Genomic DNA, 12,202 nt, shown 5'->3' with positions numbered 1-12,202 from the left:
GTATTCCACCTGGCATAAGCCATGCAGAGGAGCCACGATGGTGAACCAGTCCTGGGGTGGCTGGTATGTCATACGCCCCTGATCGGGAATGAATCGCCTTTCGATGGTCAGCGAATTCCACAGCGGGACGCCACGAGGGTCGGCCATGTCCGTGTCACCTTTCTGGTAAGTACTGCTTGGGCTCCCGCCGCCTCAGGACCTTCTTGAAGTCCGGTTGAGCGGGGGAAGTCGCTGGTCCCGTCAAGTCGCCTGTGCTGGCGGAATGCTGAGAGTTGTCGTTGGTCGATCGGCTGATCGATGCCCGGACCCACACCGCCGTCGCGGCGCACGGTCGACGGCTTCCGACACGGGACGGCCAGGGTTGAGGATCGCCGCCAGCGGAGGGTGACTGTCTGGGGGGTTCGATGCAACGGGCGTCAGGGCGGATCGCTAACTCGGGCATGTCGTCACCTCCGGACAGTCCAGCCGTCAGATGTCGCTCGGAACCGACAGGGCCCGCCGGTCGCGTAGAGCGATGGGAGAAGTTGTAAGGCCGAACGGGCAAGCCGAACGGGCCCGTTCGGCTACGCATCGGAACCGACTCTGTCCGTTTCCCTGCGGCCGACAAGGCCGACGACTTGCCCGAATGCTGGCCATGGGTCTGGTACCGGTGTCCGAATGGCACCTGCGGAGGCCCGTTTCCCACCCGGTTGCCTCCCGATCACCGCCCGAACCGGGCTCGGAGGCGGACATCGGGGGAGTGGGCCCAGTTCTCTCCGGCCGTCACGGTCCACTCACTTGGCCCGCGCGCGAGCCGAGTGGCGTGATTCCCCCGGCGCCATTGCCCGGTGGTGGACGCGCACCGTGGTGTCCGCGCCGGGCTGGCCAGCGGGGGCCTGCTCTGGAACCCCTTGCGGTCGATGACCGTGTGTCCAGGGGGTGTTGTGGCCGGCGGGCGGCGGCAGTGCGACTGAGCAGCCCCGGAACCCTGGTCCATCCAGTCCTCGAACCGCCCGGTTCGGCGCCTGATTCGCCGCCGGCGGGCACCCGTTCGGGCTCCGATCGCCAACTGTCGCCACTTGGCCTGCGATTGGACCGTCGGGTAAACGGGCAGATCCGGGCGGGCTGTGGTCTGGAACGGGCCGGTCCCCTTGAGTGCTGCGGCGGTATAAATTCTGGCGGGTCCATTCGGGCTTCGGATGCCCGAACGGGCTGTGAAGGGCAGGTAGTTGGGATGGGTTCGGAGGAGCGGCACCACAGGCTGCTGACTCTGGTGCGCCGGGAGGGCCGGGTGGAGGTCGCGGTGGTGGCGGCTGACTTCGGGGTGGCGCCGGAGACCATCCGGCGGGACCTGAGCGAGCTGGAGCGCCGGGGCCTCGTGCGGCGCACTCACGGTGGCGCCTATCCGGTGGAGGGCGCGGGGTTCGAGACGAACCTCGCCCAGCGGGTGACCCTGCACGTCGAGAACAAGCGCCGGATAGCCGCTGAGGGGGTGAAGTGGCTCGGTGGGGCGGAGACGGTGTTCGTGGACGAGGGCTACACCCCCCAGATCCTTGCCTCGCTCCTGCCCAGCGACCGGCCGCTGACCGTGATCACCGCCTCGCTGTCGACGGCTGCGGCCGTCGCCGAGTCGGCGAACACCACGGTGCTGCTGCTCGGCGGCCGGGTCCGCGCCCGGACCCTGGCCAGTGTGGGTGCGTGGGCCTGCTCGATGCTGTCGGGTTTCGTCATCGACCTCGCCTACCTCGGGTCCAACGGCATCTCGCGTGAGTTCGGGCTGACCACGCCCGATCCGGCCGTGGCCGACGTCAAGGCCAAGGCCCTGGAGGTCTCCCGGCGGCGCGTCTTCATGGGGCACCACGGCAAGTTCGGCGCCAGCAGCTTCTGCCGGTTCGCCGAGATCTCCGACTTCGAAACGATCATCACCGACACCGGCCTGTCCACCGCCGAGGCCCACCGCTACTCCCTGCTCGGCCCGCAGGTCATCCGGGTCTGACCCGGGACGCCGCGTTCTGGCATACCGGAGCACGAGAGCCGCCCCGGGCTGTCCTTGGCATGCCCGCAGCACTAGGGAAGGAATGATCTACGTGAGGAAGAACGGGCACATCGTTCGCGCAGGGACCGTAGCCCTCTGTGGCGCGCTGCTCGCCGCGTGTTCCGGCGCGGGCGGGGCGGGCGGGGGCTCCGGCGCCCACTCCATCAACGTGCTGATGGTCAACAACCCGCAGATGGCGGACCTCCAGAAGCTGACGGCCGACCACTTCACCAAGTCCACCGGCATCACCGTCAACTTCACGGTGCTGCCCGAGAACGATGTACGAGACAAGATCAGTCAGGACTTCGCGAGTCAGGCCGGCCAGTACGACATCGCCACCATCAGCAACTACGAGACACCGATCTACGCCAAGAACGGCTGGCTCGCCCCGCTCACCGACCGGGCGAAGGCCGACAGCGCCTTCGACCAGGGCGACATTCTGCCCGCCATCCAGGAATCCCTGACCGCTTCGGGGCAGCTCTACGCCGAGCCGTTCTACGGCGAATCCTCCTTCCTCATGTACCGCAAGGACGTCTTCGCCGCGAAGCAGCTCACGATGCCGGACCACCCCACCTGGCAGCAGGTGGCCGACCTCGCGGCGAAGGCGGACGGGGCGCAGCCCGGCATGAAGGGCATCTGCCTGCGCGGACAGCCCGGCTGGGGCGAGGTGGTGGCGCCGGTCACCACCGTCGTCAACACCATGGGCGGCACCTGGTTCGACCAGGACTGGACGGCGAAGGTCGACAGCCCCGAGTTCACCAAGGCCGTCACCTTCTACGTGAACCTGGTCCGCTCCCATGGCGAGGCGGGCGCCCCGCAGGCCGGGTTCACCGAGTGCCTGAACGACATGACCCAGGGCAAGGTCGCCATGTGGTACGACGCCACGTCCGCAGCCGGGGCCCTGGAGGCCACCGGCTCACCCGTCGCCGGAAAGATCGGCTACGTGCCCGCGCCGGTCGAGGAGACCAAGAGTTCGGGATGGCTCTACACCTGGGCCTGGGGCGTCCAGAAGGCGAGCAAGAACCAGGACGACGCCTGGAAGTTCATCTCCTGGGCCTCCGGCAAGGACTACGAGAACCTCGTCGGCACCCAGCTCGGCTGGTCCAAGGTCCCCGCGGGCAAGCGCACGTCGACGTACGGCAACCCCAAGTACGTCGCCGCCGCATCGGCGTTCGCCTCCGCCACCAAGGACGCGCTGACCGCCGTCGACCCGGGCAACCCGGGCGTGCAGCCCCGGCCCGCGCCCGGCATTCAGTTCGTGGGCATCCCCGAGTTCACCGACCTCGGCACCCAGGTCTCCCAGCAGATCAGCGCCGCGATCGCCGGAAAGACCAGCGTCGCCGACGCCCTCAAGGCGGGCCAGGCCCGCGCCGAAGCGGTCGCCGACAAGCACAAGGGACAGTGACATGACCGCCGCGCCCCTCGCCCGACCCACCCGCCGCGTCCGGATGCCCGCCGCCCGCGCCACCCCCGGGCCGCGCGGCACCTGGGCCCGCCGCGCACCCCTGTTGCCCGCCCTGGTGTTCCTCGTCGTGGTCACCCAACTTCCCTTCGTGGGAACCCTGGTGATCTCCTTCATGCGCTGGAACGCCCTCGAACCCGACCGGCGTGGCTTCGGCGGACTCGCCAACTACAAGGCCGCCTTCACCGACCCCGACCTGCGTTCCTCGCTGGTGACCACAGTGGTCCTGACCGCGGCCGTCGTCCTGGTCAGCCTACTCTTCGGACTCGGCCTCGCCCTGCTCCTGGACCGCCGATTCCGGGGACGGGGCGTCGTGCGCACCATGCTCATCGCGCCGTTCCTGGTCGTCCCGGTGGCCTCCGCGCTGTTGTGGAAGCACGCCCTTTACAACGCCTCGTACGGGTTCATCAACGGCTCGCTGACCTGGCTGTGGCAACTGTTCGGCAGCCACAGCGCCCCGCAGCCCGACTGGATGTCAGCGATCCCCCTCATCGCCGTAGAGGCGTCGCTGATCTGGCAGTGGACCCCGTTCATGATGCTGATCCTGCTCGCCGGGCTGCAGAGCCGCCCGCCGGACATCGCCGAGGCGGCCCGGGTCGACGGGGCGACCACCTGGCAGGTCTTCCGCCACCTCACCTTTCCGCACCTGCGCCGTTACCTGGAGCTCGCCGCCCTGCTCGGCAGCATCTACGTCGTCCAGAACTTCGACGCCGTCTTCACCCTGACCTCCGGCGGCCTCGGCACCGCCAACCTGCCCTACACCGTCTACGAGACCTTCTACCAGGCGCACGACTACGGCCAGGCCTCGGCCGAAGGCGTCATCGTCGTCGCCTGCACCATGCTCATCGCCACCTTCGCGCTGCGCACGGTCTCGTCCCTGTTCAAGGAGGAGGCACTGTGACCGCGCTCGTCCGCCGCGGCACCTGGGGATTCCTCGCCTGGTTCTGCGGGCTGTTCTTCTTCCTGCCGTTCGCCTGGATGGTGCTCACCTCGTTCCACGGGGAGGCCGACGCGGCGACCAACCCGCCGAGCGTCGGCGCCGCACTGACCCTCCAGGGCTACCGAGAGTTCTTCGGTACCAGCACGGGTGTCAGCCCGTGGCCGCCGCTCATCAACTCCCTTACAGCAAGCGTCACTTCGACCCTGCTCGTACTCGCGCTGGCCACCCCCGCCGCCTACGCCCTGTCCATCAGGCCGGTCCGCAAATGGACCGACGTCCTGTTCTTCTTCCTCTCGACGAAGATGCTGCCTGCCGTCGCGGGCCTGCTCCCCGTCTACCTGATCGCCAAGAACGCCGGAATGCTCGACAACATCTGGCTCCTGGTCATCCTCTACACCTCGATGAACCTCCCGATCGCGGTGTGGATGATGCGCTCCTTCCTGGCCGAGGTCCCCGTCGAGATCCTGGAGGCCGCCTCCATCGACGGCGCCGGACTGCCCACCGTCCTGGTCCGCATCGTCGCCCCGGTGGCCGCCCCCGGCATCGCCGCGACCGCTCTGATCTCCTTCATCTTCAGCTGGAACGAGCTCCTGTTCGCCCGGGTGCTCACCGGCGTCGTGGCCGGCACCGCACCCGTCTTCCTCACCGGTTTCGTCACCAGCCAGGGCCTGTTCCTGGCCAAGGTGTGCGCCGCCGCCGTCTGTGTCTCGCTGCCGGTTCTGGTCGCCGGCTTCGCCGCCCAGGACAAGCTCGTCCAGGGCCTGTCCCTTGGAGCAGTCAAGTGAAAGCAGCCGTCATCAGCTCGCCCGGCGTCGTGTCGATCGAGACGGTCGACGATCCGGCACCGGGGCCCCGGGAGGTGGTGGTCCAGGTCGCCGCGTGCGGTCTGTGCGGCACCGATCTCCACATACTCCAGGGCGAGTTCGCCCCCAGCCTGCCGATCGTGCCGGGCCACGAGTTCGCCGGAGAGGTCGTCGCCCTAGGAGCCGAGGTGGACACGCTCTCCCTCGGCGACCGGGTCGCCGTCGACCCCTCCCTGTATTGCAACGAGTGTCACTACTGCCGGATCGGCCGCAACAACCTGTGCGAGCGGTACGCGGCGATCGGCGTCACCACCGGGGGAGCGGCCGCCGAGTTCGCCCTGGCCCCCGCGGCGAACTGCGTCCGCCTGCCCGACCACGTACGGACCGAGGACGCCGCCCTCATCGAACCCCTGTCGTGCGCCGTACGCGGCTACGACGTGCTGCGCTCCCCGATGGCCTCCCACATCCTGATCTACGGCTCCGGCACCATGGGCCTGATGATGCTGGAGCTCGCCAAACGCACCGGCGCCGCCACCGTCGACGTCCTGGACGTCAACCCCCAACGGCTCGCGACAGCAAGGGAGTTGGGCTGTACGAACGCCGCGGCGGCAGCCGACGAGATCGAGCGGCCGCGCGGTTGGGACGTCGTCATCGACGCCACCGGCAGCGAACGGGCCATCCAGGACGCCCTCGGCAGGGTCGCGCGCGGCGGCACCTACCTCCAGTTCGGGGTCGCCGACTACGCCGCGCGGGCCACCATCGAGCCGTACCGCATCTACAACCAGGAGATCACCATCACCGGATCCATGGCCGTACTGCACAGCTACGAGAGAGCGGCCGACCTCTTCGCGGCGGGCGTCCTGGACTCCGAGATCTTCATCAGCGACCGGCGCCCGCTGACGGACTACGCCGCCGCACTCGCCCAGTTCCAGGCGGGCGTCGGCCGCAAGATCCTGGTGACGCCGTGACGGCCGGCGCACCTGCGCTGCTGGTCATCGGCGAAGCCCTCACCGACGTCATCGTGAAGCCCACAGGCACCCGCAGGTCGCGTCCGGGCGGCAGCCCCGCCAACGTGGCCCTTGGGCTAGCCCGGCTCGGCCACCCCGTACGACTCGCCACCCGCATCGGGCAGGACGCGCCCGGACAGCAGATCTCCGACCATCTCCGGGGCGGCGGAGTCGAGTTGACAGCCGGATCCGTCACCGCTGCCCCGACCTCAAGCGCGGTCGCCCGACTCGACGCCCAGGGGTCGGCGACGTACGACTTCGACTTGAGCTGGGACCCGGATCCCCGGGCCCTGGACCCGGTGACCTCAAGTCTCCCGTCCCACCTCCATACGGGCTCCCTCGCCACCTCCTTGGCCCCCGGAGCGAGCCTCGCCGTCGCCGCCGTCGAGAAGCTCCGAGGCACGGCGACCGTGTCGTACGACCCGAATCCGCGCCCCGCGCTCCTGTCCGACCCCGAGCGGGAGCGTCCCCGTGTCGAGCGCATGGTCATGCTGAGCGATGTGGTGAAGGCCAGCGCGGAGGACCTGCGTTGGCTCCATCCGGGCGGGGACCCCTTTCAGGCGGCTGCCCGCTGGGCCCGCACGGGGCCGTCGCTGGTCGTCGTCACCCTTGGGGAGGAAGGAGCGTGGGCCTTCTGGCGGCACGGCGACTGCCGGTTGCCGCCGAGGCGGATCGACCGTGTCGTCGACACGGTGGGAGCGGGGGACGCCTTCATGGCGGGACTGCTCAGCGGACTGCTGCGCACGGGGCTCCTGGCTTCGGGCGGCGGGGGAGTGGCGGACGCGGAGGGCGCCCGCCGTGCCCTGCACGCCGCGACGCTCTCCTCGCACCTCGTGGAACACCTCGCCGCAGCGCTGTCCTTCGCCGCCCGGGTGGCGGCGGTCACGTGCACGCGGCAGGGCGCGGACCCGCCGACGCTCACGGAACTGGAGAGGGATAGCAGGGACGCATGAGGTGGGCCTGGAATTGGCCCGGTAGCCGGAAGAACAGGACGCGAGTCGGGGCACTGTTTTCTCGGAGGGGACATCATCATGCAGGACAGTTGTCTGAGGGTGGAGACTCTCGGACCACTCCGTGCCTATGCCGGAGGGCGGGAGCTCGTCCTCGGCCCGCCGAAGCAACGCGCGGTGTTCGGAGTTCTCGCACTGAGCACGAACAGTATCGTCTCGCGTGATGATCTGATCGACCGGATCTGGGGCGAGTCGCCGCCGACCACCGCCGCCGGCAGCCTGCACACCTATGTGTCCGGACTGCGCCGGGCCCTGGCCGGACTGGGGGATCCGCTGCCCAGCTCGGGATCGGGCTACGCACTCCGACTCGACCCCGGGCAGCTCGACATCAGGGCGGTCGAGCGGCTGGCGGCACGAGCCCGGACCAGCCGGACCGAGCAGGACCTGTCCACTGCGGTCACCGCATTCGACGAGGCGCTGGCCTGCTGGCGGCCGGGCTCCGCGCTCAGCGGCCTGCCGGGGCCGTTCGCCGCCGAGTACCGTACGTGGGCGGCGGACCTGCGGCTGCGTTTGCTGATCGAGCGCGCCGAGCTGCTCCTGGAGGTCGATCAACCGAGGGATGTGGTCGACCAGTTGAGCGGGCACATCCTGGACAACCCTTATCACGAGCGGCTACGCGCGTTGCTGATGACGGCGTTGCGGCAGAGCGGCCGGACCGCTGACGCGCTCGCGCAGTACCACGCCCTGCGGAACCTCCTCGCCGAGGACCTGGGCATCGACCCGTCGATCGAGTTGCAGACCCTCTACGCGTCCCTCCTGGCAGACGGTGTCGGGACACACCCCGTACCGGCGAGGCCGGCTGACCCGGTGGTGGCCACGGGGCCGGTCCGGCCAGCCCAACTGCCGCACGGCATAGGGGAGTTCGTGGGACGGAATGCTGTGGTCCAGCAGGTCCTGGACGCGGCGCCCGCCGGCTCGGTGGACGGCGGCGGCCAGGCCGGCTGTCCGCGGATCGTGATGGTCGTCGGAGTCGGCGGGATCGGCAAGACGGCGCTGGCCGTGCACTGCGCCCACCTGCTGGCCTCCGCCTACCCCGACGGTCAGCTGTACGTGAACCTCCACGGCTTCGACCCCCAGCACCCCGCGAGACCCCCGGCGGACGCCCTGGGGCATCTGCTCGCCTCCCTGAACGTGGGGAAGGTCCCGGCGGACCAGGAGGGGCGGGTCGCGCTGTGGCGCAGCACCGTCCGGGACAAGCGCCTGCTCATCGTCCTGGACAACGCCGAATCCGCCGATCAGGTCGAGGACCTGCTGCCGGGCGGCGGCCCTTCCTTCACCATCGTGACCAGCCGCAACCGGCTCAGCGGCCTCGCGGTCCGGTACGCGGCCCGCCGGGTGACCCTGCCGCTGTTCACCGTCGAGGAGTCGCTGAAGCTGCTGTCCGACTCGATCGGGGGTGCGCGGGTCGAGGGCGAACCGTCGGCGGCGCGGCGCCTCGCCGACCTGTGCGACCACCTGCCGCTGGCGCTGCGGATCGCCTCGGAGCAGGTGACCGCGGGATTCCAGACGCGGATCGCCGACCTGGTCGCGGACCTGGAGGACGTGCGGCGCCGGCTCGACGCGTTGCAGATCCCGGACGACGAACTGGCTTCCGTGCGGGGCGTGTTGTCCTGGTCGTATGCGAGGCTGGACCCCGAGGCGGCCCAGGCTTTCCGTACGCTCGGGCTGTTCCCCGGGGCGGGCATCCGACTGGAGGCGGCCGCCGCGCTCCTGGACGTACCGCCGTCGAGGGCGGCCGCCGTGCTGCGCGGCCTGGCCGCCCAGCATTTGGTGGAGACCACGGGCGGCAGTTCCTGGATGCACGACCTGACGCGTATCTACGCCGAGGAAGTGTCCCGCAGCGGTGAGACGTCGGCATCGCGACGGCAGGCACTTGAGCGGCTGCTCCGCTGGTACGTGCGGACCCTGGCCCGGGGCCACGAGTCCGCCGGGGACGAGCTTCCGTTCACGCTTGAGGCCGAGGTGCGCCGTCACGTGCCGTTGCGCTTCGGCGACCGCAAGGAGTTCGTGGCCTGGTGCGCCCAGGAGCGGGACACCATCGCCTCGCTGGTGCGTACGGCGCAGCGGATCGGCTGCCATGAACAGGCCTGGCAGTTGGCCTACCTGCTGTTCGACTACTTCTATGCGGCAGGGCAGGTGCGGGAATGGGCCGACACGCTGCGGATCGGGCTGCGTAGCGCCGAAATGGCCGGGAACCGGCGGGCCCGGGCCGTCCTGTTCAACCACCTGGGCGTGGCCCACTCCCGCATGGGGCTGAACAGCGGCGCGGCTCAACAGCTGCGGCTTGGACTGCGGTTGGCCGAAGAGCTCGGCGACGACGTGCTGCGCACCGGCCTCCTCGGCAACCTGGCCGCCACGCTGCGGGCGGCCAAGGACTACGGGGCGGCTCTGCGCCATGCCCGGCAGGCCCTGGACCTGGCCTGGCGCACCGGATCGGAGTACCACGAGGCGGGCTGTCTGGACGTCCTGTGCGAACTGCACGCAGAACTGGGCGAGTTCGAGGAATCGTTACGGCACGGGAGAGCCGGCCTCACTGCGGCCCGACGCTCCCGGAACGTACTCCTTGAGGCCAACATCCTGATCAACCTGGGCGTGGCGGAACACGGGCTCAAAAACGACGGGCGGGCGCTGCGGTACTTCCAGGACGCGCTGTCGCTGTGCGAGTCGAGCGGTGACCACTACCACGAGGCCCTGGCTCTGTTCGCTCTCGCCAAGGTGCACCGGGCCGGACGCGCCCGGAAGACTGCCCACGGCCTGGCGACCCGGGCGCTGCTGCGGCTGAAGGGGCTGGACGCCACGGAGACCGCAGACATCACGGACTTCCTCCGTGTTCTGGCTGCCGACCCGCCACCAGTGCCGGTGGCGGATTCGATGCGCCGCGCCGGATAGCGTCGCCCGGCTGCCGGCGCTGCCAGACCAGCACCGCCTCGACGCGGCTGCCCGCACCCAGCGACCTGAAGATCCGGTTGATGTGGTTCTTCACAGTCTTCTCGCTGATGCGCAGCCGCGCGGCGATCTCGGCGTTGCGCACGCCGGCGGACACCAGGGCCATCACCTCGTGCTGACGCCGCGACAGGGCGGCCGGGCCCCCGGGGTCGGGCGCCGGGCGCGGCCGGTCCTCCGGGACGGGATGCCCGGCCCTCGGACCGTCGCCGACCCCGACCCCGACCCCGACCCCGACCCCGACCACGTTGAGCCGGTACTCCGCGCACAGCCGGCGCGCGACGGGGGCGCCCGCCGGGGAGACGGGGCCGACCACCTGCTCCAGCGAGGTCCCTTCCGCAGCGGGCCGCACGGCGACTTCGACGTACGGCATGCAGACGATGTCCACGGCCAGGTTCTTGCTGGCGAACACCTGCCGGATCTGGGCCAGGACGTCCGGGCTCGCGATGGCGATCCGCACGCGGGTGGGGCCGACCGGCGCGGTGGAGGCGACGAGTGTCATGCGTTCAGCGTGGCGGAGCCGGCTTCATTCGTTCTTCATGTTCGGTCCAGACCGTGTTCGGCGGTCCAGGCGGCATTCGGTCCGGACGGCGTTCAGAGCAGACGGAATTCAGGCAAAGCCGGGCCCGTCGGCCGGGGTGCCCGCGCCCACCAACTCGTCCAGCTGGGCGACCACTTCGGCCTCGGTGGGCACGTCGACGCGGTCCGCCCAGCGCAGCGTCGTCACGATCATGTCGAAGAGCAGGACGACGGCCTGGACCGGCTCGGCGTCCACGTCGCCGTCGGTCAGCACGGTGAAGGTCAGCAGCCCCCACACTCCGGGCGCCTCCGGATGGGACACGTAGTACGAGACCCGCCAGGACGGTGCCTTGCGCCCGACCCGACTGCTGTCCACGACCGAGGCCACGCGGACCGCCGGGGCTCCGCCGATCTCCAGGTACGTCCCGTCGGGGCCCGCGTCGGCGAGGAGGGAGGCGAGGAGCTGTTCCGGGTCCTCGGTCTCGTCCTCGCCTTCGAGGACGGTCACCAGCATCGATCCGGGCAGCTTGACACCGCTGAACTCCTGGAGCGGCAGCAGGACCGAGCGGGCGCTCTGCCGCGCGGCCTCGTCGGTCGCCCCGGTGAGCTCCTTGCGCAGCATCCGGCGCCACGGTCCCACCTTGTCCCTCGGCAGCGAGTCGGGGATGTGGTGGCGGATCACGTTGTCGATGATCCTGCGGCGCAGCGTGCCGGTGTCGGGCGCGGTGGGGATCTGCACCCAGCCGTCCGGGACGACGAGTTCGAAGTCGATCACGGCTGTCCTCCTTCGGCGGCCGCGACGAAGCCGAGCCGGGCCGAGCCCCCGTCGGCGGGGGCGCAGTCATTGGCTATCTGCTGCATCAACTGCTCAACTCCCGTGCCGATCAAGGCCATCAGCCCCAGCTCGAAGACGCGCGCGTTCAGCGTGACGTCGGTGCTGACGCTCGCCGCGCCACCGCGCGGCGGCACGTCGAGGCGCATCGCGGCGTCGAGCCGCCCAAACGCCGTGCCCTCCTCGGTCCGGCCCAGGGCGAAGATCTGCACCCCGTCGCCGATCGGGGTCGTCACGTAGTCCACCGTCGGCAGCCGTGCGTCGTCGTCGCGGCCGGCGGCATCCACCACCTTCATCAGGTAGGTCGGATCCTCGGCCTGCGGGTGGCGGAACTCCACGATGACGGGGACCGGTGCCCAGCGGACCGTGCCGTTCACGAACGCCGCGCCCCAGGCCACCCGCGCATACGGGGGCAGATCCTTCGCACGGGCGAGCAGCCACTCGGCGGCGCCGCGCCCCACCATGTCGGAGGTGAACGGGAATTCGACCTCCGCGTCCCCGGGCCAGGCCGGGCGCGCCGCGGCCATGCCCTGGAACGTCCAGTCCGTGAACAGGGACACCATGTGTGCCGTCCAGGCCTCGTGCTCGGCCTCGCCCGGCCGGACGTCCGGCACCCACTCCCAGTGCCACGGCAACCCGGTCGGCTCCGGCAGATCGTCGCTCATAGTCCTC

The 12,202-nt window shown here is 70.2% G+C and carries 10 protein-coding genes; 7 read left to right on the top strand and 3 right to left on the bottom strand.

Features of this window, described 5'->3' with window-relative positions:
• Window positions 1-1,213: 1,213 nt before the first annotated feature.
• From ADK54_RS39715 to ADK54_RS39685, 7 genes are all read left to right on the top strand, one after another.
• Window positions 1,214-1,975 (top strand): DeoR/GlpR family DNA-binding transcription regulator, encoded by a 762-nt coding sequence (locus ADK54_RS39715; RefSeq protein WP_053730716.1) that lies wholly within the window; start codon window positions 1,214-1,216, stop codon window positions 1,973-1,975.
• A gap of 82 nt (window positions 1,976-2,057) precedes the next feature.
• Window positions 2,058-3,419 (top strand): ABC transporter substrate-binding protein, encoded by a 1,362-nt coding sequence (locus tag ADK54_RS39710; RefSeq protein WP_078967005.1) that lies wholly within the window; start codon window positions 2,058-2,060, stop codon window positions 3,417-3,419.
• A gap of 43 nt (window positions 3,420-3,462) precedes the next feature.
• Entirely contained in the window at window positions 3,463-4,377 is a 915-nt protein-coding gene (locus ADK54_RS39705; RefSeq protein ID WP_234392403.1) for a carbohydrate ABC transporter permease, read from the top strand.
• Window positions 4,374-5,201: a carbohydrate ABC transporter permease gene (locus ADK54_RS39700; protein WP_053730714.1), complete on the top strand. Its 828-nt coding sequence runs from the start codon at window positions 4,374-4,376 to the stop codon at window positions 5,199-5,201. The genes ADK54_RS39705 and ADK54_RS39700 overlap by 4 nt, the downstream gene beginning before the upstream one ends.
• The gene (locus ADK54_RS39695) at window positions 5,198-6,187 is read left to right on the top strand and encodes a zinc-dependent alcohol dehydrogenase family protein (protein ID WP_053730713.1); all 990 of its coding nucleotides are present in this window, start codon (window positions 5,198-5,200) and stop codon (window positions 6,185-6,187) included. Before ADK54_RS39700 ends, ADK54_RS39695 begins: the two co-directional genes overlap by 4 nt.
• Window positions 6,184-7,179, top strand: coding sequence for a carbohydrate kinase family protein (locus ADK54_RS39690; RefSeq protein WP_078967004.1), 996 nt, complete (start codon window positions 6,184-6,186; stop codon window positions 7,177-7,179). The genes ADK54_RS39695 and ADK54_RS39690 overlap by 4 nt, the downstream gene beginning before the upstream one ends.
• Before the next feature lie 78 nt (window positions 7,180-7,257).
• Entirely contained in the window at window positions 7,258-10,125 is a 2,868-nt protein-coding gene (locus ADK54_RS39685) for an AfsR/SARP family transcriptional regulator (protein ID WP_078967003.1), read from the top strand.
• Here the strand turns inward: ADK54_RS39685 and ADK54_RS39680 are convergent.
• The 3 genes from ADK54_RS39680 to ADK54_RS39670 all read right to left on the bottom strand — a co-directional run bounded on the left by ADK54_RS39680 (window position 10,049) and on the right by ADK54_RS39670 (window position 12,195).
• Window positions 10,049-10,681 carry a helix-turn-helix transcriptional regulator gene (locus ADK54_RS39680; RefSeq protein WP_053730711.1) on the bottom strand — a complete coding sequence of 211 codons (633 nt, stop codon included), beginning with the start codon at window positions 10,679-10,681 and terminating at the stop codon, window positions 10,049-10,051. The two genes, ADK54_RS39685 and ADK54_RS39680, sit on opposite strands and share 77 nt — an antisense overlap.
• Before the next feature lie 108 nt (window positions 10,682-10,789).
• Window positions 10,790-11,473, bottom strand: coding sequence for a hypothetical protein (locus ADK54_RS39675; protein WP_053730710.1), 684 nt, complete (start codon window positions 11,471-11,473; stop codon window positions 10,790-10,792).
• The gene (locus ADK54_RS39670; protein ID WP_053730709.1) at window positions 11,470-12,195 is read right to left on the bottom strand and encodes a hypothetical protein; all 726 of its coding nucleotides are present in this window, start codon (window positions 12,193-12,195) and stop codon (window positions 11,470-11,472) included. The genes ADK54_RS39675 and ADK54_RS39670 overlap by 4 nt, the downstream gene beginning before the upstream one ends.
• Between the last annotated feature and the right edge of the window lie 7 nt (window positions 12,196-12,202).

The sequence above is a fragment of the Streptomyces sp. WM6378 genome (assembly GCF_001279695.1).
GTDB lineage: Bacteria > Actinomycetota > Actinomycetes > Streptomycetales > Streptomycetaceae > Streptomyces.
Note: the sequence above shows the minus strand (reverse complement) of the source record. Positions and strands in the feature narration are given on the sequence as shown.